Source organism: Nocardia brasiliensis IFM 10847, assembly GCF_000710915.1.
GTDB lineage: Bacteria > Actinomycetota > Actinomycetes > Mycobacteriales > Mycobacteriaceae > Nocardia > Nocardia brasiliensis_A.
In genome coordinates, this window is record NZ_BAUA01000159.1 from 17131 (window position 1) to 38579 (window position 21449).

Below are 21449 nucleotides of genomic sequence, written 5' to 3' on the forward strand. Positions count from 1 at the left end.
GTTGAGCCGCGAATGAACGCCCGCCCGACCTGGTGCGATGGGCGAGACGGTCCAGGGCGGCCGTCAGGGGCGGCCGGTGCTCCCCGCGCCGACGACGTCGAACTCGGCCGCCCTCGGTGGTGTGCGGCCGATCCGGGTGGCCAACTCGGCGAGCTGCGCGCGCACCTGCTGGGCTTCGATATCGCGCCCCAGCGCGGCCAGTGCTCGGGCCCGATAGTCCAGCGCGTGTCCTCGGCGGATCGGGTCCGCGGCCTCGGTGAGTACCGAAACAGCTTCGGCCGCAGCGGCTTCAGCGATATCGAAGTGTTGCCCGTACAGGCCGACCTCCGCCTGCCGGTACAGCGCCCAGCCCAGGAGCAACCGGCGTCCGTGCCCACGGGCCGTGCGCACCGCGTCCGCGCAGAGCGTCACGGCCCGCTCCGGATCATGATCGCGCATCAGGACCACCCGGCCCAGCTGACTCCGGGCCAGCGACTCGAAGGCCGCGCCACCCAGTCGCTCGGCGAGGTGCAGTGCGCGCTCGGCGGCATCGGCGGCTCGATCCCATTGCGCGGCATCGCCGTACCGGTCGGCGAGGGTGGCGCAGGCCCATCCCTCCCAGGCCGGGTCGTCCAGGTCGTGGAAGATCTCGACCGCGGCGGCCATGTGGGTGATCGCGTCGGCGGCACGTCCGACGCTGAGCGCGGCGGCGCCCAGCAGGTGCTCGGCGAAGGCCAGCAGCAGACTGCTCCCGTTCGGTCGCAGTATCTTTCGCACGGGTTCGAGCACGGCGACGGCGTCGTCACCGCGGCCCAGGTCCAGGGCGAGGATCAAGCCGAGTGCCACGCGGGCGCGGAGCTCGGTGTCCGGGTCGTCGAATCCCGCTGCGACAGAGAGCAGCCCGCGCACCGCGGCGGCCAACTGCCCGGACTGTGCCGACGGGTCGACGCTCTCGCTGACCAACATCGCGACGTCCACGCTCGCGGGCACGAGTGCGGGGTGATCCACGGCGATCTGGCGGTGCAGCGCGATCAACGCCGTGCGCTCGGTGTCCAGCCAGGTCTGTGCGGCGGCTTCGGTGCCGATCGCGGTGCCGGGTTGCGCTGTGGGTCGGACATAGTCGAGCCGATGGCCGGGATAACGATGGCGGACGATGTTTTTCGCGGTCGCGAGGTAGTAGTCCAGCAGGCGCGACAGCACCTCTGCCCGGTCGATCTCGGTGTCGACGGTGTGGGCGAACAGCCGCAGCAGATCGTGGTAGCTGTACCGATCGTCGCCGACGGATTGCAACAGCCCAAGGTCGACGAGTGACTCGCAGACCTGTGCCGCCGCAGCGGTATCGAGACCCAGGATCGACGCGGCCGCGGCGACCGAGAGGTCCGGCACCGCGGGAACGGCCAGTGCCACGAACGTCCGCGCGGTGGCGGCGGGCAACTGCCGGTAGCCGAACGCGAAGCAGGCGTCCACGGTCAGGTCGCCGCAGCGCAACTCCGGGAGGCGATGCCGTTCGTCGGCCAGCCGCTGTGCCACGGCGGCCATGCTCCAGTGCGGTCGCGCCACCAGGCGGGCGCCGATGATCCTGATCGCCAACGGCAATCGACCGCAGGCCGCGACGACCGCGTCGGCGGCTGCGGGTTCCGCGGCGGTGCGGTCCGTTCCTACTATGCGTGCCAACAGGTTTCGCGCCTCGGCCGCGGACAGGACGCCGAGCGGCCGGTACGTCGCGTCCGGTAACGGCAGCACCGCACGGCTGGTGACCAGGACAGCGCAGCCGGACCCACTCGGCAGCAACGGCCGCACCTGATCCAGCGTGCCCGCGTTGTCGAGCACCAGCAGCATGCGGCGGTCGGTGAGCATGCTGCGCAGCAGCGCCGCTCGTTCGGACTCGGTGGGTGGGATATCGCTGTCCGGCACCGCCAGTGCGCGCAGGAAGGCACCGAGCACGCCGACCGGTTCGGCGGGACGATCGTCCATGCTGTGCAGGTCGGCGTAGAGCTGTCCGTCCGGGAAATGCGCGCTGATCTCGCGCGCGACGTGCGTCGCCAGAGTCGTTTTACCGACCCCGCCCATCCCGGTGAGCACCACGATGGGCGGGGTGTCTCCCGCGGGGATCAACGTCGCACAGAGCTCGTCGACCAGTGCCGCGCGTCCAGTGAAGTCCGCTATGCCCCTGGGTATCTGGGCTGGCCGGACGTTCTTCCGGAGCCAAGGACGGACAGCGTGCGCCGCGGGTGGGGCCAGATCGTCGTCGAGGATGCGCTGGTGCAGTTCGGCCAGCTCGGGGCCGGGTTCGATGCCGAGTTGGTCGATGAGCAGCCGCCGGGTGTCGGTGTACACCGACAGGGCCTCACTGCGTCGGCCGCAGCGATACAGGGCGGTCATCCGCAGTCCGCGCAGTCGCTCGCGCAGCGGGAATTCGTCACTGGCAGTGGCCAATTCGCCGAGCACCTGCTCGTGTCGCCCCCGTTGGAGATCGACCTCGAAACCGGCTTCCAACAGGGTCGTCCGCAACTCGGTGAAGTGCCGCCGCCGATCCGCTGCCAGCGGGCCCGGCACACCCGCCAGCACCTCGCCACGCCACAATGCCAGCGCTTCGTCGAGCTGTGCCCGTGCCTGCTCGAAATCGCCCGCGGCCCGGGCCCGGTCGGCCGCAGCGGCCAGCGACTGGGCCTGGAAGGCGTCCACCGATTCCCTGGGGACGCGCAACTCATAGCCGTCGCCGACCGATACGAGCACCGTGGCCGCGCCGCGGCGCACGCGATCGGGTTCGACGAGTTTGCGCAACAGCAGCACGTGTGAGCGCAGCGACGCAATCGGGTCGCCGGGCAGCTCCTCGCCCCACACCGCGTCCACCAGCTGTGCGGCGGTGAGCGGGCGCCCGGCCGCGAACAGCAATGCGGCGAGCACGGCCTGGGTCCGCAGGCGTTCCGACGCCAGCGTCAGCGCACCGCGCCGCACCGTGACGCGGCCCAATACCGTAAAACTCAGGTCGGCAGCGTCCATCGGCTTCTCTCAGTGGAACATGGGATCACCCGATCTTAAGAGTCGGCGTCGCACCGTCTGCCATCAGCCGAGGAGGCGGTCCTTGACCTCGAGCACCACACACCCCACCGCCACGAACACGAGGACCAGCAGCCGCTTCACCCAACCCCACGGTTCGTGCAGTGCGGCCAGTGGCGGAGGAGTCCGATTCGTCATGTTTTCGGACCGTAGGGACAGTGGATCAACAGCCACTGTCTCGCGCTGAACGGGGAATGAACGCGACTGGTGAACGGCAAGTCCTGCGGCACAGTGCCACTGTGCCGGAACGTGCCCGGCCAGGGGAGCGGTTGGGCTCAAGCGACTTTCAAAGCGGTGTAGGTGAGCGCGAGCAGCCCGGCGACGATCGCCGCGCCGAGCAGAATGCCCATCGTGGACAGAGCCAGCCAGCTCAGCCCGGCCACGGCGGCCACCGTCACCCAGGCCAACCTGGGCGCCACCCGCGACATCAGTTCGAAGCCGCGCCCGGGCTTGACCACGTGCGCTTCGCCGCCTGCCGCGCCGGTGCGCACGTAGTCGACGACGGCCGAAAGACGGTCGGTCACCAGGGCCGCGCCGTGTCCGCCCGCGATGTGCCGGATCTGCCGGGTGCCCGGCGGCACCGAATCGAAGCCGGTGAACCCGCCGACCCCGACATCGCGCATCCGGAACGCGCGCAGGCCGCTGCACAGCCAGCCGACCGGCTTGTCCTGGTTGGCACAGATGTTGACCAGCGACCCGATCTGCCCCGCGTCGGCGCAGCGGACCCAGTCGAACTCGCGCGGCAGCACGCTGCCCGCCAGGAACACATGTTGGAACTGCAGGGCCGGAATCTGTTTCAGCGACTGGCCGAACAAATAGGTGCCGTTGCTGTGCCCGACGAAATGGAACGGAATGCCCGGGTGGCGCGCGAGGTGGTAGCTGTACATATCGGCGAACCAGCGCAGGTTGCGCCGGCGCGTGAACGGGAGCGCGAAATCGTAGGCCGACAGCCGACCGTAGGAGGGCGTCACCACGAGCACATTCTTGTCGGCCGCCAACAGAGCCGCTTCCAGCTCACTCGGCCATTCGCCGTTGCCCGAGCGGATACCGTGCAGGGCGAACACCACCGAGGTTTTCGCGGCCTCGGCGGCGGGCAGTGGCTCCGGATTGCTGGGCGGCAGCGGCTCGGTGATCGCCGCGCGCAGAATCTCGTACCGCTGACCGGCGTAGTCCTCGGACAAGCCCGCTTCGATGCGGATGATGTCCGCGTGCGTGGCGCCGGGTACCACCTTCTGCACACCGGTCGGCAGCGTTTCCAGATCGCGGCTGTCCTCCTTGACGACGGCCCGGTCCTTCTTCCCGCTGACCTGCACCACGATCGGCGCCTGGTTGCCCAGCTGGGCGATCTCACGCATCCACAGGATCCGCAGATTGGTGATGAACGGTGCGCCGCAGATCAATTCGACCGCCGTGAACCGGCGCAGCAGCGGCGCCAGCACCTTCGTCGGATAGCGCTGCCACCACGGCAGCCGATCGGGATCGACCCCGCGATTGGGCGCGGCCAGCAGCACGATCCTCGTCACCGCGTCCGCCCACGGCAGCCGATGCCCGTCGATCCCGCGCAAAGCCTGCAAGTAGGCGTACCGGTGCATGATCCCGCCGATACTGTGCCCGATGAGCACGATCTCCGGCGTCTTGCGCGGTCCCGTCCAATACGCGTCGATCCGGTCCGCCAGATCCCGGCACCGGTTCACCAGCGTGCCGCGGCTGAAGCGGCGAATCCCGTCCGGAAACTGCCAGTAGATCGTTTCGTCGGTGCCGTAGCCGGGTTCGGTTTGCAACCGCGCGAACAGGCCGTCTATCGCCCCGGGATGTTCGGTCAAGCCGGGTACGTAGACGATCAACCGTCGATGGTGCACTTGCGCGGTGGTCATCTCGCCCCCGAGGTGTTCCGTCGCGGGCCGTCCGGCCTGCGGTGATGCTCTTATCACATCATCGGCGCCACGCTGCCCGGCGTTTCGTTTCCGCGGATTCTCCGCTCGCTGCACCGCGGCGCACGGGAGTTCAGGCCCAGGGCAATTCGGCGCGGGTACGCCAGAAAGTTTCGGGGGATTCGGTGAGGACGGCCAGCTCGTGCAGGTCGGCGGGTGTGAGGTCGAGTTCGGCGGCGGTGAGATTGGAGGTCAGCTGATCCAGGGTCGCGGCGCCGGACAGGACGATATCGGCCCAAGGTTGCGCGGCTGCCGCGGCCAGCGCCAGCGCGTCGGTGCTGGTGCCGAGGCGGTCGGACACCGCGCGCAGGGCGGCGGTGCCGGGGCCGGTGGCGTTGCGGCCGGCGAGGCGGCCGTTGGCCATGGCTTCCTTGATCACCACCAGCCACCCTGCCGAATGTGCCTCGGCCAGTGCGGGTCCCGCGGACGAGTCGAGCAGGTTCCAGGTGGATTGGACAGCGGCGAACAGCGGCTCACCGCGCACGGTGACGTCCAGCGCCGCGCGCACGGTCGCCGCCTGGGCGGGCCCGCTGGTCGACAGCCCGACCCGGACGCCCGCCGCGGCCAGGTCCGCCAGTCGCGCGTGCAGCTCGCGATCGGCCAGCGCGGGGCTGTCCGGAGTAACCGAATGGATCAGATAGACATCCAGGTGCTCGCCCAAAGCGGCACGGGTTTCCCGGATTTGACGATCGAACACGGCGACCGAGTGTTCCTTGACCTCATGGGCCGAAACGCCCGACGCCTGCCAGTCGGCGGTATAGGTGTAGCCCCATTTGCTGCCGATGGTGGCCGCTGCCGCGGCCTCCGGCCGCGCCGTCAGCCATTCGCCGACGAATTCCTCTGCGCGGCCGTAGGAACGAGCGGTGTCGAAGTACCGCACCCCGGCCGCCCATGCGGCGTCGAGCAGCACGTGCGTGCGGGTGCGCATCGCGTCCACCGTGCGCTCGGCAGGCAGGTCCAGTTCTCGCCCGAGCGTGATGTAGCCCGGCCGTCCCACCGCGGCCGTCCCCAGTCCATATCTGCTGATCGGCGCATCGGTCGGGGAACTGGGAGGGAAGGAGGCGGGCATAGCTACAGCGTGGCACGAGGCAACTGCCGGGGTGTGGCGGCCTCCCGATCGCACCCGCATCGCAGCGCCTCCAATACCGGCGAGCAGTCGACGCCTCGGTGCCGGTGAACCAGTACAGGGCGATGTCGTCCAGCTGCTGCGCCGCGCTGACGCCGCAGCCTCCGCCTCGGAGAGAAACGTCACCGGCTGCCTGCTTGCCACCCGTGCACCGAGTTGCCATCGTGGAAGGCAGGTCCCGGCAGGGGCCCCCGGACGAGGGAGCCGTACCCGGTGCGCGACAAGACGGCCTCGGAGGCTCGTCATGTCTTGGTTGATTCTGGTGTTGTCCGGCGTGTGTGAAGCGATCTGGGCCACCGCTCTAGGCAAATCGGCAGGTTTCACCCGGCTGATCCCCACCCTCGTCTTCTTGATCGCGCTCGCCGCCAGCATGGCCGGCCTGGCCTTCGCCATGCGCGACCTTCCGGTCGGCACCGCCTACGCCGTCTGGGTAGGCATCGGCGCCGTCCTCACCGTCGCCTACGCGATGACCACCGGCTCCGAGCCGATCACCCTCCTCGAAGTCGTCTTCCTCCTTGGCATCATCGGCAGCGTGATCGGCTTGAAACTCGCGCACTGAGCGGTGAGGTGGGCGAACGCACATCCGCGTCGAGTGGAGAGCCACGCGGCCGTCCGATAGGGTCTGCCGTGGTGCGGCAGTCGGGGGCCGATCCTGCCGCCTATTCGAGAAGAACTGCCAGCTACGGGCACGGGCCCGGGCCGGTTGGGGGGAGATTCGCCACGAATCGCCGCGCGGACCGGGTTGGCAGACGTACTAGGAGGTACCGATGCCCTACGCGATCGTTGGCCTGCTCACGTTGGCACTGTGGGTCTACTGCCTGATCGACATCATCACCTGTCCGGAGGCAGGCATCCGCCACCTGCCCAAGATGGGCTGGCTGATCGTCGTCATCCTCATCCCCACCGTCGGCGCGCTGCTCTGGCTCTTCGCGGGCCGTCCCGAGCACGAGGGCCGCCCGCGCTCGACCACCGCGTACGCCGAATACGACCGCCCCGGCCGCCACGTCGCCCAGGACGCGGCCGCCGACGAAGCCTTCCTGCGCGGCCTGCGCGAGCGCGCCGAACAGCAGCGCGCCGAGGCCCGCCGTCAAGAAGCAGAGCGGCAGAGCGACCTGGATCGACGCCGGGAACAAGGCGAACAACTCTGACCCTTCAGGGATTACCCATCCCGCTGCCCAGTTCGTGGTGCGCCTGCGCGGGCTGCAACGTAATCCGCCGACGATATTCCCGCAGATAAGCAGCTTTCCAACGAGCCCAGTCAAGATATTCGGCACCGGCCCCGCGCCGATACATCCGATACTGCTTCTTTTTCGTCGAAGTGAGCGATCGTTGTGCCGCACGCGCCGCTCGCCGTGCGTCCATCACCCCACGACGTCGCTGCTCACCGGTCAGCGATATCGGTGGATCGGTGAAGATGCTCTCCCGCCGTAGCCAATTCATCGTCGTGCTTGTTCTATAGCTGTCGGTAGTGGCGTCGCGGTCCCTGTCGCTGTGTTCGCAAAGCATGGCGAGGTACCTGCCAGCGCGAGACCGTCCGCGCCGTCGGGGCTGCTGGCCGGCGAGATCTGGGCAGCGAGCATATAGCCGTCGAGTGTGACGGCATTGGATTGCTTATCGGGGATCAGCGGCCAGGTCTGCCACAATCGGTTGCTCCAGATCCGGATGACGTCGTTCAGATACCGGTTGACTTCGCCTTTGGGGATGCCGATCAGAAAGTATGCGACCTGCGCTTTTTTCGGCCCCTCGGTATGGTCCGGGTTTCCGTCACAGGGCACGGCCGGCAAATTCGCGAGATCGAATTCGAGCTTTTTTCCGTCGACTTCGCTGGGTGGTTTGGCGAGGGAGACGCCAGGCGGCAATGCGTTCAGGGTCTCGGTCAGGTATTGCTGGATTCTGGCTTGCGCGCGGCTCTCATCGAGCTGCTCACCGTGCGCAGTGCCCGGCGCGGGTTCTTGTTCGGAGCAGCCGACGAGGACCAGCCCGCAAATGACAGCGATCGCGATCGGCCCGAGTCGCGCCGTGAACCGTAATGGCGGACCACCATCATTTAGTCGGTCGATGCTCATGAGCTCGTCCTCTTCTGGTCGACGTCTATTGTCTCGCGGGAACTACGGGAACGAACGCGCCCATCCTTTCGAGCGTCTTCACATCCTCGAGCGTGATATCGGTCCATTTGCCTGGTTGACCGACGATACCGGTGCCCCACCCGTAATAGAGATCTCGGACCTGGTACATCGGCTCATAGGTGACTGCCAGGGTCGGTTGCCCGTTGTAGTCGAACGACGACACCATCATCGGCTTCAGTCCCACGATTCGTAGCTGGACCTTTTTGGTGATATCGAGATCGAGGCTGTTGTTCGTCGGATTGGGACCATTGCCCCCGGTGGGGATGGAGATTCCCGTTTTCCCGGTGATCGGATCAGGCTGGAGGACGTTGCCCGACCATGGGCCGACCGCGCCGGGGGTGGTATCGGGATCAATCCGAATCGGCGTGCCGTATCCGCTGTAGGGGCCGCTGTTCGGTCCGTACACACCTTGCACGCCAGGGTTGTCGTTGAAATCTCGGGAGCTCAGCCCGGGCGGTGCATAGACGCCCGGGTAGAGGCGGGTGATGTCGAACCGTGAGGTCAATACCGGGGTTCCCGGTGGTACCGGCGCGACGGGCGGTGGTAGGCCGGGCAAGCCGTCGAAGGTCGAGGGCTGCACAGACGGTGAGTCCTTGTCCCTGACCGACCTGCGTCCGACAGCCACGCCGCCCGCGGCAACGGCCAGCAACAGTGGCAACAGCAGCCAGGTCAGCGGTGAAACGCTGCCGCGCGGCTCGGCTCGGGCGGACGTTTGCGTGGCGTCGGCCGGTGCACCGGGGTCCCGCGACGCCACCGGCAGTGGTTGTTGCGGGAGCGGTGAAATCGGTGGCGGAGTCTGCGGAGGATTGGAGGTCGGTGGTAGGTCGGCTTCAGGCCGGTTCGGCTCGGCCGGTTCGGCGAGTTGTGGTTGCGGGACCGGTTCTTGTCCAGGGACCGGGACGATGGGGGTTCCGTTACCCGGCCCGGCCGGTGGGGGCGTGAGCGCGCCTGCGCGGCCACCGGTCCCGCTCAGATTCGGGGCTTGGCCGGGGAGCGCCGGTGTCGGCGCCGGTTGTGCCGTCGTCGGCGGTCCACCGGGCCCGCCCGGTGTTCCGGGCGGTGGGCCCGGCGGCGGTTTCGGGACCGGGATACACGGCCAGCCCGGGTGCATCTGCTGCCACTGCTCGCAGGGGATGTCGGGTTGTGCGACAGCGACGGGTTGGTCGATCGTCGCTATCAGGACCGTGCCGGTCGTGATCGAGCCGAGTACAGCGAGTGCGACCGCGCCCTTGCAGAGTGTGCGGCGAAGTGTGTCTTCCAGCGGATGTTGCATGGTCCCCTCCCATTAGATCCGAAGCCGGAGCAATCCCTGGGAATGCCTACTTCTCAGCAGCTTCAGGATCCATGGAACCATTGCAGCAATTATTCAGCAACCATCCGGGAGTCTGCATGCGGACGGTCGTGACCTGCGATTGTGAGCAATGGCCGCTTTCGCCCCGCTCGGCTGCGGTAGCCGCGAATTCAACTACAGCGTTGTCTGTCCCGTCACACCGCCCGCGGTGCCCGAGGCCGCTTTGCGACGGCTGCGGAGCATGCGCAGCAAACCTGAAGGGGCACATCGCAGTGGCGTCCCTGGGCCCGGAAGGTGCCTGACGGTGGCAGTGGACAGGACACGTCGGGGACAGGTGCGTGTCGCGGGGAACCTGCGATGCTGTGCGCGGGTCCAACTGGGTATGAGCAAAGACGAACGTTGTCGGTGGGTACCGCCGAGCATGAGTAAGTCGGAATTGCGTGGGCGCAGCAGTGACAGGCGAACGTGCACGGCAAAGGGCGCATTTGTGGCGCGTTATCACCGTCGCAGAGACCCGGATGAGGGGAACGGACCCGAACTCTGAGCCGGTCGGCGGAAAAGGCTGGCCGGTCTCGAGGTGCGTGGTCGGTGTTCGTGACGCCGCGTGGCCCCGTCCGGGCTCAGAGCACGATGAGGGCGATCAGGATGGCGCAGGCGGCGAGGGCCGAGTAGGACAGGTACAGCCCCCAGGGGCGACGCTCGATAGGTGGTGTGGGGATGCAGGTTTCGTGGATCGGGCGTTCCTCGAGGTGGGCGGTGAGGAACGGCAACCATCGGCTGTTCATGTGCCCGCGTTCGAAGTATTCACTGTGGGCGAAGGTGAAATTCTCTTGTTGCAGTCGAGGGCATTGTGCGGTGAACCCTTGCAGCCCGGAGGGACCGGTGCCGGAGACGAACCAATTGACGGCGCGGGTCCACACGTCTTCGCTGCCGAATTCGTTTCGTACGGCTTGTACTTGGCCGCGTTCGATGAGCTGATCCCAGGGGAAGTTGGTCGGCAGGATGGATCCGCAGAGCAGTACTTTGCGGAATCGCAGGTAGGGGTAACGCAGTAGCGCGTTGCCGAGGATGTAGGTGCCGAAGCTGTGCGCGACGATCGATGGCGGTTCCTGACTGCCGGTACCGAATTCCTGCTGGTACACCTGCCGGAACCAGCGCACCTTGGACAGGCGCGCCCACGGCAGCAGGAAGCGGAGAACGGAGAAGTACCCGAAATTCCACAGGTCGACGTGCGTGCCCAGACCCGCTCGGCCTGCGACCTCGGTGAAAGCGCGCTGCCAGGCTGCGTGCGTCCGAATCCCGTGCAGCGCAACAACTACGGGACCCTGGGCGGGAGGCTGCGATGCGCGGCGTGAGAGCGGGGCGAGGCAGTCGTGCAACTCGCCGATACTGGTGAATCGATCCTTCGGGTTCCGGCACAGCCCGCGGATCAGCGCCGATCGGAGGCGTTCGGGCAACTCGGCGAGCGCTTGCTGATCCGGCTCCCACCCATCCGGCATGGGAAACGGCAACCGGGCGCCGGTCACCAGTTCGTACAGGACCGCGACCACCGCGTAGATATCGGCGCGGCGCCCGACCTGGTATCCCTGGTGCATCTGTTCAGGCGCCGCGTAGGCGAGATCACCGACGAATATGCCGGTTTTCGTGAACGAGTCGACCGCCGGGTTCTCGTGTCTGGCGATGCCCGAATCCAACACGGTGACAAGCAGATCCTTTCCGGCGACCAAGATATTGCTCGGCTTGATCTCGCGGTGGACGATGCCGCTGGCGTGGATGTGTTCGAGGGCGGCGCAGACCTGAACGACGATCCAGATGGCTTCATCGAGGCGCAGATCCCGGTTCTTGATGAGTTCGGCGAGATCGATGCCGTCGACGATTCTGCTGACGATGTAGGGCGGATCTGTGCCGAGCTGATTCTGCACATCCATCACCTCGACGACATTGGGGTGCGGCTTCAACTTGAGCCATACCCGACCGCCTCGCTGGAGTCGTTTCTTGGTGTCGGCGTCGACGGTCTGCACGACCTTCACCGCGACCAGTTCGCCGAGTATGTCGTCATAGGCCTTGTAGAGGTCGCCGGAAAGGCCGCGGGCCATGTATTCGAGCAGATGGTAGCGCCCGCCCATCCGGTGCCCGCACAAATCCCCGGAAGCCTCGACAGGATTGGCGGATGGCGTCACCTGAGTGACGCTCTGGATGATCGTCGGACTGTCGTTGCTCGGGCCGGAGGGAGATCCCCACGCGACGTCGACGCTCTGGATGGGGCCGATCACGGTGGGAAGTTCGGGCAGCGCACTGTCCAACGCGGCCTCGGCGGCGGCCGCGAGTTCTCCACACGTCGCGAAGCGGTCGTCGCGGTTCTTCGCGAGTGCGCGTTCGATGATCGAGTCGAACGCGCTGAGTTCGGGGCGCGCGCCGGGATGCCGGCTCGGACACGGGATCGGCGCGAACAGATGGGCCTGCAGCAGGTTCGCCATATTGTCTGAGCCATAAGGGGTTTCGCCGGTCAGCAGCTGGTAGAGGGTGCAGCCGAGTGCGTAGACGTCGACGCGACGATCGAGATCCTGCCCGCTCAACTGTTCCGGCGCGGCATAGCTGAGGCTACCGACGAACAGGCCTTCGACGGTCAACTCCCCAGCGCCCTGGGTCATCTTGGCGATACCGAAATCGGCGAGGAACACCCGCTCGGGTTCGTCGGCGGTCGGCCGTTCGAGCAGGATATTCGACGGCTTGATATCGCGGTGCAGCACGCCGCGCTCGTGTGCATGATCGAGCGCCTTCGCGATCTCGGTGGTGATCCGCACGGCTCGCGCGACCGGCATCGGCCCGTTGCGGATCGCGGCGAGCGCGTCGGTGCCGTCGATGAACTGCATCGCGATCCAGGTCGCGTCGGCGGTGTGGCCGCGATCGTAGATCGAGACGATGTTGGGGTGGTCGAGCCGGGACGCCGTTTCGGCCTCGCGCTCGAATCGGGCTCGGCTACCGGAATCGCCTGCGAACATCTTGTCCAGCACCTTGAGCGCGACCAGCCGCGGCAGTCTCGGGTGCCTGGCCAGATAGACGCGTCCGACGCCGCCCTGCCCGATCAGTCGTTCGATGATGTACCCGGCGAAAGTTCGCTCAGGATGCGCGTCGGTGCTCACGAGCGGTTCCCGGATCGGTGGCGTCGGCGGGGTTCATGTGTTCCTTCCCCTGGTGCCTTTACGATGCGGACAGGTGGGCCTTCTTTGTCCCGACCGCGTCGCGCTGTCAACCAGATGTAGTAGCAATCGTCTATCGCGTACACCGGTGTTAACAGCGTTTTTGCAGAACCGTTTCTGACGGAGTTCGTATGCTGGTCACACTGCTTTCGCCGGGAGGGCTCATGCTGTTCGTCGTCGCTGGCGTGGTGCTGATCGCCGCCGCCGCGCTCGTTGATTTCTCCCTGACCGCCGCCGGTATCTGCGTGCTCGTCGCGGCCGCGCTGGTGGTGCTCGGCGTCCTCGGACTCCGTCGCCGCCGCGACGACAAGCCAGCTGGGAACGGCGTCCGGCGCAGCGAGGAAACCAGCTCCTCATCCTCGGAATTCCACGCCGGTGGTGGCAGTAGCGGCGAGTGAGAGACGCCGATCACCGCGCCCCGAAGCAGGCCGCTACCGTTCCGGGCTCAACCTGCGGCGAGGACCTCGTCGGCGGCGCGTTCGCCGGCTTGAATCGCGCCGCTCATGAATCCCATCCATGCGTCGGCGGTCTCGACACCCGCCCAATGGACGCGGCCGACAGGTTCTTTCGGCAGGCGACGCGTCGTGGTCAGCGCGCCACAGGCCAGCCCGCCTTCGCAGCCGAAGGCGAAAGGCTCATCCGCCCAGTTCTTTTCGACGTACGCCAGCGGTTCCAGCGCTCGCGGGCCGAAGAGCCGGGCGTACGCCGCCAGCACGGCGGCCCGCCGAGTGTCCGGGTCGACCGTGGTCTCGTCCACGGCGACGTAGCTGGTCAGGATGCCCACCCCGGGGTCACGGGGCGATACATCGGTCACCCCGGGAATCGGCCCGAGATCGCCCAGCGCGGCGCCGGAAAGCCCGGCCCGGCGCCAAAACGGTTCTGGATAAACGACATTGATCTTACGTCCGTGCACCGGTAGCCAAGCATCGTGCAGCAAGGCGCGGTCGCCGGGTAGTTCCGGCACGAAGCGCACTTCACGCATGCCCGACGGGGTGAACGCGACGATCACTCGCCGTGCCGCGAATTCCGCTGTCGCGCTATGCACTATGACACGGTCGCGCTGTCGATGGATGGCTCGCGCCGGGCTGCCGAGCTGCACTCGATCGCCGAGTGATTCCGCGACGGCCACTGCCAAACCCGCTGCACCACCGTTGAACCGATAGACCGAGCGCTGCTGTCCGAACAGCAGTGACCCGACACCACCCCAGGTGTTCAAGAAGTGCAGTGTGTAGAGCAGCGAGGTCGACAACGGGACGAACCCGGCCAGGCTCGACTCGACTACCGCGCGTGTGGACGGCGAGGTCAATTCGTCGGCCAGCCAGGACCCCAGCGTGCGCCGATCCAGCGCGACCGCGTCGGGCGCGGTCCACGGTGCCTGCGCCGGCACCGTGGCCGCCAAGTCGTCCAAACGTCCGATCGCGCCGAGCAGTTCGGTCAGATCCGCGGGCGTGAGCGGCAGGTCGAGCCACCGTGCCGTGAGACGTAGGGCTATCCGTAGCAACGGTCGCAAGCTGGGGCGGCCGAGTAGGCGAATACCGGGTGTCGAGCCGAGCCGGAGGGTGTGCGTCACGCCCTCGGAAACGAACAAGAATCGTCCGTCGAAGTTCCCCTCGAACAACTCGACCCGGTGCGCCGCAGCGAGCCGAAACACGTTGTGGTGCACGGGGTATACCAGTGATGCGCCGTCGTCGACGCGGGTCGTGCCCGCCCAGCCGTCGCGGGTGCGCCCGCCGACCTGCGTCTTGGCTTCCAGTACCACGACCGAGCGGCCGTTATCGACCAGGCGTCGCGCCGCGGCCAGGCCGGAAAGGCCTGCGCCGATGATCACGACATCTACCTCATGAGTTTCGTTCCCCGACAAAGTTTCTCCCTCGATCCAGGCGGAGCGAGCACGCTGCCGTCCGCCAGTTCGTACATAGTACGCTCGACCCGTACGTTGTACGGATATGCGTTCAATGTACGTGTCGCCGTAGGATCGGGCAATGCCCGAACGGAACTCGGTGTGGCTGCGCCCGGCGAAGCCGACGCGCAACCCGCCCGCACTCGACCTCGACCAGATCGTGGCCGCCGCTGTTGCGCTGCTCGATGAGGAGTCGGTGTCCGGTCTGACCATGCGCAAGCTCGCCGCCCGGCTCGATGCCGCGCCGATGACGCTGTACGGATACGTCGCCACCAAAGACGATCTGCTGGAACTCGCGGTCGACGCGGTGTTCGCGGAGGCGCTCGCGGCCGACCCGGTGGCGGATGACTGGCGAGCCGCGCTGACCGCGATCGGCCACCGCACCTTCCTGGCGTTGGTGCGTCATCCGTGGGCCGCCGCGCTGGTCGGTGACAACCCGCCGCTGGGCCCCGCGGCCGTCGCGCAATTCGGCACGATCCTGCGGGTGCTGACCGCCGCGGGCTTCACCGGTGGCCACCTGGATTCGGCACTGACAGGCTTCTACTACTACGTGCTCGGTGCCGCACTCGCGGAATCCGCTTGGACGTGCGCGGGTCGAGCGAGTTCGTTCACCGCGGCTGACATTTCGCGGTTGACCTCAGCCGATGGGCAAGACGTCACGCCGGTCACCGCCTACTTCGAACGTTATCCGAACACCGACCCGGTGCAGCGTTTCGGCCACGGGCTGCGCGCCGTGCTCAACGGTCTCGATCCCACCTGAAATCTCGCTACAGGACTCAGGGACGCCGATCGTGTCCGCGGCTGTTCTGCTGAATCCGGCTCTCACCGGCAGGTGTCGAACTCCTGGCGCATCCTGTGCTGGACGGTTCGTGCTGGGGCGCTGAGTGTTTCGTCGGCGGTGGGGATCGTGTAGTTGCAGCCCGCGGCGTGGACGGAGCCTTCGTTGCGCTTTCCCTCGGTGTAGGCGAAGAACCAGCTCCAGTTCAGGAGCAGGGGATGCGCGGTGGTCGGTCCCAATTTCCTTATGGTGTCGGACAATTGGGTGTAGGCAAGGTCGGGATCGACGGCCGACGGTGTCGTGTTGCGCACGGAAAGCTGGACGACCGCGCCGTTCTTGACGACGACTAACTGTGTGGCCCAAGGGTTTTCGGGCAACTGGCGGCGAAGCTCCGTTTCCCGCTCGACCGACAGCGGTAGGTCGACGTTCCATCGCCCGGTCGCTTCGATCGAGACGTCGGCGGCGGTCGTGGGGCCGATCATCGCCCGGATCGCGGCGAGCGGCTCGGCCGTGCCGGTACGCTCCGCCCCGACGGAGATCCGCGGTGTGGGAAGCACTTCCCAGGATATGGTGTCCTCGCGCCTCGCGCCTCGCGGCGCTGTAACGGCGGACGTTTCGGACCGCGTCCAGGAACGAGTCCACCTCCGGTGTCCTGGGAGTGCCGACCCGGGCTCGGTCGCCGACGACGAATTCGAAACTCCGATCCCGCAAACCGCCGAACTTGCCCAGGCGTTCGCCGATGCGGGCGATCACCCGGCCGATCTGCGGCTCGGTCGCCTCGGGCATGGTCGCGGTGAGTCGAAAGTAGTTGTCCCCGAGGAAGAAGTCGCTGGCGACGGAGAGTTCGAAGTGCTGCACCCCCGGCATCGCCGAGATCTCGTTATCGAGCTTTTCGGCTTCGGCGCGATAATCGGTCAGCGACGAGGAGCAAGCGGCAATCAACACCACGACCCCGGCGAGTGCGGCCCACAGCGGCGTTCTGATCCTGTGCACCGCACCGCGACAACGGCTTTCGACCATCGGGAACGCTCGATCAGTTTTTCGTGTCGAGGACTTCGTGGAGGACCTGGGCGAAAGCCGCGGGCTCACCCGGATAGCCGGACTCGGGGCCGGTGAAGCCGCCGTGGTGGCTCGGGAACAGCACAGGCTTTTGGCCGAGTTGATCGGCCAGCGCCGCCGAGGTGCGGTGGGTGACCGTGCCGGTCGACTCTTCGCCGTAACCGAGGACGATCCGGGTCGATGCCGCGTTGAGTGCGGCGATATCTGGGCGGTAGTCGAGGACCGGCCGGGAACGCTCCGACAGCAGCGGGTGGTCGCGGTCGCCGTCGTCTTCGGTGGGCAGGCCGAACATCGCGGGATCGGCGGCGGGCGCAGCGAAATAGTCGTCGGTGAATTCGCCCTGCCAGGAGGTCATCGCGATGAAGGTCGCCATGCCCGCGCCGAAACCGTTCGCCGCGTAGGCGGCGCGGTACCCGTCTGCCGCGCGTTGGGCCGCGGCGGCATCGGGGAGCACCGACAGCAGCGGCGGTTCATGTGCCACCAACGTGCTCACGTCGTCGGGGTGGGCGGTCACGAGCGCCAGTGCGACGATCGCCCCGCCGCTGCTGGCGAAGACCTCGACCGGGCCCGCGTCGAGCGCCTCGATGACGGCGTGCACGTCGCCGGCGTGGACCGCGGGGACGTTGTCGACCTCGCCGTCGGTGCGCACGCTGCGACCGAGCCCGCGCGGGTCGTAGGTGACGATCGTACGGTCCGGGAAATGCGCGGCGAGCGCGGTGAAACCGCTGGCGTCCATCGGGAGGCCGGTCATGAGCAGCGGCGGCCGCCCGTCCGCGGTCGGGATCGGTCCGTGGACATCGTAAGTGAGCGTCGCGCCGGAGGTTTCGAGCTTGTGTGTCGTCATGCCGGTATCGACGGTACCGGAGGCGAGAACTCATCGGTGGTCACCGATCTCATCGCACGGTGCCCGGTATTGTCGAGCCGCGGAACTCTTTCCGTCGGCTCCCATTCGGCAGGTAGCCGCAACGGCCCACCGTGCTCGGACGGCGTTGCGGCGGAAGGTATGTCGAGTATCGGAACCGCGGACCGGCTGATCTCGTCCGCCGCCTCTAGGTCGACACCCGGCGCAGCAGCCGCCGGCGACGCAACCACCGAGCCATCGCCGCGCCCGTCGGTGGCGGATCTGGGTCCTCGTTTTCGTGCGGTGCGTCGGCGATCGCGTCGCCCGACGCGTCGAAGCGGCCTCGGTGCAGAAAGCCGGGGCAGTCGTTGGCCAGCGTCCGTTCGCGTAATCGGGACGGGGGGCTGCTGAGGATGCGCGAGATCTGCATCTGGGAGACGCCGAGTAGTCCGGCGATTCGGAGTTGGGTTTGCCGCGGAAGAAGCGCAGTGCGGGACGCGCCGCTCGCGGGGCGGGAGTTTGCCGAGTGTCGCCGATTGTCTATGGGGGTATGCCAAGAGCAGGCTGATCGGAAGGGATTCGGCACGTGGATCGTGCTCGTCGGGTTGTAGGAGGTGGGCTGGTGGCATCGTGGACGCGGTTCAGCGGTCGGGACGTGGCCGCGATCGAGGAGTTCCTGCGTGTGGTCTGTTCCGGCGGATATGACGGGCCTGCCCCCGATATGCGCGCGGTGGAGTTGGTGCGGTCGGTGATCGCGCATCAGCACACCGTCGAGGCCGAGACCGGCGAGTTGGGGTTGGCCGAGGACGCGGCGGCCTACCTGGCCGCCTGCGCGAACGCCGTCGTGACCGCCGATTCGGTGCCGGTCGAGCCGCCACCGGAGCCGCGTACCGCCGACGAGCCGGTGCGGCGCGCGGTGGCGTTCATGCAGAAGCATCTGCGCGACGAACTCGCCATCGCCGATATCGCGGCCGCGGGTTTCGTGTCGGTGCGGACCATCCAAATGGCGTTTCGGCACCATTTGCACACCACTCCGATGGCTTACCTGCGGGAGCTGCGCCTGCATGCCGCGCACGACGAACTCGACCAATGCTGCGCCGGAGACGGTTGCACGGTCACCGGGATCGCCATCGAGTTGGGCTTCGGCCATCCCGGCCGTTTCGCTGCGGCCTACCGGCACCTTTACGGCCAATCCCCGCGCACCACCCTCAACGCGCCGGGCTCGCACGCCGTGAACGCACCGAGGCCCGAGAGTCAGGACCGCCTCGATCCCTGAGCGAGCAGAGGCGACCCGCTGGGAAACTGCTGCTCAACTCCTCACCGGCAGTGCAGTTTCTGGGTGTTTGAGCGCTTCCCGAGATGGGTATCCCCGCTCTGACCCGGAGTATATCCAGGTCAGAGCGGGTGTGGCGCCCCCGGCAGGAATCGAACCTGCGACCTAGGGATTAGAAGGCCCTTGCTCTATCCAACTGAGCTACGGAGGCAGTGGGTTCCACCATGGCCGACATTGGTCGTGCTGTCCAGCGCGCCAATTATAGCGACCGACCAGATGGCTAAGGGTCCAGCGCGACGGCGAGTACGAGCATCGCGGCCAAGATCACCTCTAGCACCAGGTAGAACCAAACGGGGTAAAAGGCGGACGGGCTTTCGACGACGGACGACCACACTCGGCCGAATGCCATACCGCCGAGCGCGGCGGCCACCGCCACGCACGCCCCGAATCTGAGGTCGCCGACATCTGCGGCGGCCAACCCGAGGATCACCGCGATGGCGATGCCGAAGCCGCCGTAGACGGCCCGCACCTCGGCGCGGGCGTCCGCGCGGTCGGCGAGCAGCCCGAGCGGGTCGACGAGTTGGCTGGGCCGCAAGAGCCCGAAAACGCCCATGGCAGCGAAGAACAACGCCACCAAGGCAATCAACACGATCGACACGACCGACACAGCACCTCCGTGATCCGCAGCCCACCATATCGGCCCAAACCCGGCGCGGCCACGCGATAACACTGGAACTACGCTCAGTCGTATGTCGTCTGCGCTGGACCCGTCCGCTTCCCCCGATCTGGAAAGCAACCGGCCGGCGGCGACATACGCAGTGGTGATCGCGCTTTCGGGGGCGATCGCGGCGGTGGTCGCGGCACTCGTGGTGGGCCTGTCCGCGGCCCAGGCGCTGAGTTTGCTCGGTATTCCGGATCCCGGCGCGTTGACCACCTACGGGCTGCCCGCGGTGCGCGCGCTCGCGGATCTGTCCGCGGCGTTGACCGTCGGCTCGCTGCTGTTCGCCGCCTTTCTGGTGCCGCCGCAGGCGAGCGGGCTGCTGGACGTGGGCGGCTACCGTGCGGTGCGGCGCGCCTCGAACTTCGCCCTGCTCTGGGCTTGCTGTGCGGCGCTGCTGATTCCGTTGACCGTGTCCGACACCACAGGACAACCGGTGCGCGACACGCTGGATCCGGTGGGGCTGTGGCGGGCGATCGATCAGATCGAACTGGCGGGCGCGTGGCGCACGACGGTGCTGTTCGCGGTGATCGTCGCGGTCGGCGCCCGGCTCGCATTGCGCTGGGGTTGGATGCCGGTGCTGTTCGGCGCGGCGATCGCGACGATGATGCCGCTCGCGCTGACCGGCCATTCCTCCTCGGGCGGCGCGCACGATGTGGCCACCAACAGCCTGATTCTGCACCTGGTTTCGGCCGCGGTATGGGTCGGCGGCCTGTTCGCGCTGCTGGCGCACGCCCGTCGCGGCGGCGCGCACACCGATCTGGCCGCGCGCCGCTTCTCTCTCACGGCCACCTTCGCCTTCGCCACGATCGGGGTGAGCGGGGTGATCAACTCGTGGGTCCGGGTGCCCTGGGACGAGCTGTTCACCAGCACCTACGGCAGGCTGGTGCTGGCGAAGGCGGCAGCGCTGGTGCTGCTCGGGCTGTTCGGTTACGCGCAACGACGCGCCGCGCTGCCCGCGCTGGCGGCGGACCCGAAAGACCGCGGCGCGCTGATCCGGTTCGCCGGAGTAGAGGTGCTGGTGTTCGCCGCGACCATGGGTCTCGCGGTGGGCCTGGGCCGGACGCCGCCACCACCGCCGACCAGCATCCCCACGGCCGCGGAGGTGGAGCTCGGTTACAACCTGGCCGGGCCGCCGACGGTCGGGCGGATGCTGTTCGACTGGCGCTTCGACCTGATCTTCGGCACGTTGGCGATCGTCCTCGCGATCGGTTATCTGCTCGGCGTGCGCAGGCTACGGGCCCGCGGCGACGCCTGGCCGATCGGGCGGACCATCGCCTGGCTGTCCGGCTGTGTGGTGTTGCTGCTGGCGACCTCGTCCGGGGTGGGCCGGTACGCGCCCGCGATGTTCAGCGTGCACATGGGCGCGCACATGGCGTTGTCCATGCTGGCGCCGATCCTGTTCGCGCTCGGCGGCGTGGTGACACTGGCCTTGCGCGCCCTGCCGCCCGCGGGGCGCGGCGGGGCGCCGGGACCGCGCGAGTGGATTCTGGCCGCGGTGCACAATCCGGTGTCGCGGTTCCTGACCCACCCGATCGTGGCCTCGGTGATCTTCGTCGGCGGGTTCTACGCGCTGTATCTCGGCGGGATCTTCGACACGTTCGCGGATTCCCATGGGGCGCATCTGCTGATGAACCTGCACTTCCTGCTCAGCGGCTACCTGTTCTACTGGGTGGTGATCGGTATCGACCCGAAACCTCGTCAGGTGCAGCCGCTGACCAAGCTGGCCATGGTGTTCGGCTCGCTGCCGTTCCACGCGTTCTTCGGGATCGCGCTGATGAGCATGACCACGGTGCTCGGCGGCTGGTTCTATCGCGGCCTCGGGCTCGACTGGAACGGTGACCTGCTCGGCGATCAACGCACCGGCGGCAGCCTGGCGTGGGCGAGCGGCGAGGTACCGCTGGTGGTGGTGATGCTCGCGCTGCTCATCCAATGGTCGCGCAGCGACAAGCGATTGGCGCAACGCACCGATCGGGCCGCCGACCGCGACCATGACGCGGACCTCGCCGCGCACAACGCGATGTTCGCCGAACTGGCCAAACGCGATCGGGGAACACAGAAGTCGGCGGGCGATCCGGCACAACCGTGATTTGAGTGGCACAGTGTGTTCCACTGACACAGTGTCCTGCGAAGGCAATCGTGCGAAATCCGTCTTGCGGGACGGTGC

19 protein-coding genes, 1 tRNA gene and 1 riboswitch are annotated in these 21449 nt (G+C 67.5%); of the genes, 6 read left to right on the top strand and 14 right to left on the bottom strand.

All coding sequences use genetic code 11. The features are described from left to right. Positions 1-63 precede the first annotated feature (63 nt). From NBRGI_RS30890 to NBRGI_RS30905, 4 genes are all read right to left on the bottom strand, one after another. A complete protein-coding gene (locus NBRGI_RS30890; RefSeq protein ID WP_081878306.1) occupies positions 64-2982 on the bottom strand; it encodes an AfsR/SARP family transcriptional regulator in 2919 nt (972 codons plus the stop codon). Positions 2983-3045: 63 nt separating this feature from the next. Then, positions 3046-3177 (bottom strand): hypothetical protein, encoded by a 132-nt coding sequence (locus tag NBRGI_RS49725; RefSeq protein ID WP_256656720.1) that lies wholly within the window; start codon positions 3175-3177, stop codon positions 3046-3048. A gap of 137 nt (positions 3178-3314) precedes the next feature. Continuing rightward, positions 3315-4913 carry an esterase/lipase family protein gene (locus NBRGI_RS30900; RefSeq protein WP_029900717.1) on the bottom strand — a complete coding sequence of 533 codons (1599 nt, stop codon included), beginning with the start codon at positions 4911-4913 and terminating at the stop codon, positions 3315-3317. A 130-nt stretch (positions 4914-5043) separates the two neighbouring features. Further along, positions 5044-6039: an aldo/keto reductase gene (locus tag NBRGI_RS30905; protein WP_029900718.1), complete on the bottom strand. Its 996-nt coding sequence runs from the start codon at positions 6037-6039 to the stop codon at positions 5044-5046. A 227-nt stretch (positions 6040-6266) separates the two neighbouring features. Continuing rightward, positions 6267-6332, top strand: a riboswitch (guanidine-III (ykkC-III) riboswitch). 8 nt (positions 6333-6340) lie between these two features. Between NBRGI_RS30905 and NBRGI_RS30910 the strand changes: the two genes are divergently transcribed. Together NBRGI_RS30910 and NBRGI_RS30915 are read left to right on the top strand one after the other, a co-directional pair. Then, entirely contained in the window at positions 6341-6655 is a 315-nt protein-coding gene (locus tag NBRGI_RS30910; RefSeq protein ID WP_029900719.1) for a DMT family transporter, read from the top strand. Between the two features lie 208 nt (positions 6656-6863). Then, positions 6864-7244, top strand: coding sequence for a PLDc N-terminal domain-containing protein (locus tag NBRGI_RS30915; protein ID WP_029900720.1), 381 nt, complete (start codon positions 6864-6866; stop codon positions 7242-7244). A gap of 4 nt (positions 7245-7248) precedes the next feature. Here NBRGI_RS30915 and NBRGI_RS47745 read toward each other — a convergent pair whose 3' ends face one another. The 4 genes from NBRGI_RS47745 to NBRGI_RS45570 all read right to left on the bottom strand — a co-directional run bounded on the left by NBRGI_RS47745 (position 7249) and on the right by NBRGI_RS45570 (position 12656). Beyond that, the gene (locus NBRGI_RS47745) at positions 7249-7536 is read right to left on the bottom strand and encodes a hypothetical protein (RefSeq protein ID WP_148311003.1); all 288 of its coding nucleotides are present in this window, start codon (positions 7534-7536) and stop codon (positions 7249-7251) included. Next, positions 7533-8162 (bottom strand): hypothetical protein, encoded by a 630-nt coding sequence (locus NBRGI_RS30920; RefSeq protein WP_029900721.1) that lies wholly within the window; start codon positions 8160-8162, stop codon positions 7533-7535. The genes NBRGI_RS47745 and NBRGI_RS30920 overlap by 4 nt, the downstream gene beginning before the upstream one ends. A gap of 25 nt (positions 8163-8187) precedes the next feature. After that, complete coding sequence (locus tag NBRGI_RS30925) at positions 8188-8802, bottom strand: hypothetical protein (RefSeq protein ID WP_148311004.1); 615 nt, start codon at positions 8800-8802, stop codon at positions 8188-8190. A gap of 1331 nt (positions 8803-10133) precedes the next feature. Beyond that, positions 10134-12656 (bottom strand): serine/threonine-protein kinase, encoded by a 2523-nt coding sequence (locus NBRGI_RS45570; protein WP_051728163.1) that lies wholly within the window; start codon positions 12654-12656, stop codon positions 10134-10136. A gap of 221 nt (positions 12657-12877) precedes the next feature. On the opposite strand from NBRGI_RS45570, the gene NBRGI_RS30935 reads away from it, so the two are divergent. Next, positions 12878-13111 (top strand): hypothetical protein, encoded by a 234-nt coding sequence (locus NBRGI_RS30935; protein WP_148311005.1) that lies wholly within the window; start codon positions 12878-12880, stop codon positions 13109-13111. Positions 13112-13158: 47 nt separating this feature from the next. Here NBRGI_RS30935 and NBRGI_RS30940 read toward each other — a convergent pair whose 3' ends face one another. After that, a complete protein-coding gene (locus tag NBRGI_RS30940; protein WP_268808444.1) occupies positions 13159-14745 on the bottom strand; it encodes a flavin monoamine oxidase family protein in 1587 nt (528 codons plus the stop codon). Between NBRGI_RS30940 and NBRGI_RS44425 the strand changes: the two genes are divergently transcribed. Further along, positions 14696-15373 carry a TetR/AcrR family transcriptional regulator gene (locus NBRGI_RS44425; protein WP_036561602.1) on the top strand — a complete coding sequence of 226 codons (678 nt, stop codon included), beginning with the start codon at positions 14696-14698 and terminating at the stop codon, positions 15371-15373. The two genes, NBRGI_RS30940 and NBRGI_RS44425, sit on opposite strands and share 50 nt — an antisense overlap. Before the next feature lie 62 nt (positions 15374-15435). On the opposite strand, the gene NBRGI_RS30950 is transcribed toward NBRGI_RS44425, so the two are convergent. From NBRGI_RS30950 to NBRGI_RS30960, 3 genes are all read right to left on the bottom strand, one after another. Beyond that, positions 15436-15873 (bottom strand): hypothetical protein, encoded by a 438-nt coding sequence (locus NBRGI_RS30950; protein WP_148311006.1) that lies wholly within the window; start codon positions 15871-15873, stop codon positions 15436-15438. Between the two features lie 551 nt (positions 15874-16424). Further along, a complete protein-coding gene (locus tag NBRGI_RS30955) occupies positions 16425-17294 on the bottom strand; it encodes an alpha/beta fold hydrolase (RefSeq protein WP_029900728.1) in 870 nt (289 codons plus the stop codon). A gap of 205 nt (positions 17295-17499) precedes the next feature. Beyond that, a complete protein-coding gene (locus NBRGI_RS30960; RefSeq protein ID WP_029900729.1) occupies positions 17500-17721 on the bottom strand; it encodes a hypothetical protein in 222 nt (73 codons plus the stop codon). A gap of 192 nt (positions 17722-17913) precedes the next feature. Here NBRGI_RS30960 and NBRGI_RS44430 point away from each other — a divergent pair, with 192 nt between their 5' ends. Continuing rightward, a complete protein-coding gene (locus tag NBRGI_RS44430; RefSeq protein WP_148311007.1) occupies positions 17914-18567 on the top strand; it encodes an AraC family transcriptional regulator in 654 nt (217 codons plus the stop codon). A gap of 131 nt (positions 18568-18698) precedes the next feature. On the opposite strand, the gene NBRGI_RS30975 is transcribed toward NBRGI_RS44430, so the two are convergent. Beyond that, positions 18699-18775, bottom strand: a tRNA-Arg gene (locus NBRGI_RS30975). Positions 18776-18844: 69 nt separating this feature from the next. Beyond that, complete coding sequence (locus tag NBRGI_RS30980; RefSeq protein ID WP_014982527.1) at positions 18845-19231, bottom strand: DUF4345 family protein; 387 nt, start codon at positions 19229-19231, stop codon at positions 18845-18847. An 82-nt stretch (positions 19232-19313) separates the two neighbouring features. Between NBRGI_RS30980 and NBRGI_RS30985 the strand changes: the two genes are divergently transcribed. After that, positions 19314-21371, top strand: coding sequence for a cytochrome c oxidase assembly protein (locus NBRGI_RS30985; protein WP_029900732.1), 2058 nt, complete (start codon positions 19314-19316; stop codon positions 21369-21371). Positions 21372-21449: the final 78 nt, after the last annotated feature.

Excerpts from the sequence above, each read along its gene's own strand:
- NBRGI_RS30985 (WP_029900732.1), top strand. The coding sequence starts at position 19,314 with ATGTCGTCTGCGCTGGACCCGTCCGCTTCCCCCGATCTGGAAAGCAAC.
- NBRGI_RS30890 (WP_081878306.1), bottom strand. The coding sequence starts at position 2,982 with ATGGACGCTGCCGACCTGAGTTTTACGGTATTGGGCCGCGTCACGGTG.
- NBRGI_RS30950 (WP_148311006.1), bottom strand. The coding sequence starts at position 15,873 with ATGATCGGCCCCACGACCGCCGCCGACGTCTCGATCGAAGCGACCGGG.
- NBRGI_RS47745 (WP_148311003.1), bottom strand. The coding sequence starts at position 7,536 with ATGAATTGGCTACGGCGGGAGAGCATCTTCACCGATCCACCGATATCG.
- NBRGI_RS30920 (WP_029900721.1), bottom strand. The coding sequence starts at position 8,162 with ATGAGCATCGACCGACTAAATGATGGTGGTCCGCCATTACGGTTCACG.
- NBRGI_RS30915 (WP_029900720.1), top strand. The coding sequence starts at position 6,864 with ATGCCCTACGCGATCGTTGGCCTGCTCACGTTGGCACTGTGGGTCTAC.
- NBRGI_RS30955 (WP_029900728.1), bottom strand. The coding sequence starts at position 17,294 with ATGACGACACACAAGCTCGAAACCTCCGGCGCGACGCTCACTTACGAT.
- NBRGI_RS30905 (WP_029900718.1), bottom strand. The coding sequence starts at position 6,039 with ATGCCCGCCTCCTTCCCTCCCAGTTCCCCGACCGATGCGCCGATCAGC.
- NBRGI_RS30960 (WP_029900729.1), bottom strand. The coding sequence starts at position 17,721 with ATGCAGATCTCGCGCATCCTCAGCAGCCCCCCGTCCCGATTACGCGAA.
- NBRGI_RS49725 (WP_256656720.1), bottom strand. The coding sequence starts at position 3,177 with ATGACGAATCGGACTCCTCCGCCACTGGCCGCACTGCACGAACCGTGG.
- NBRGI_RS30935 (WP_148311005.1), top strand. The coding sequence starts at position 12,878 with ATGCTGTTCGTCGTCGCTGGCGTGGTGCTGATCGCCGCCGCCGCGCTC.
- NBRGI_RS44425 (WP_036561602.1), top strand. The coding sequence starts at position 14,696 with ATGCCCGAACGGAACTCGGTGTGGCTGCGCCCGGCGAAGCCGACGCGC.
- NBRGI_RS30900 (WP_029900717.1), bottom strand. The coding sequence starts at position 4,913 with ATGACCACCGCGCAAGTGCACCATCGACGGTTGATCGTCTACGTACCC.
- NBRGI_RS30910 (WP_029900719.1), top strand. The coding sequence starts at position 6,341 with ATGTCTTGGTTGATTCTGGTGTTGTCCGGCGTGTGTGAAGCGATCTGG.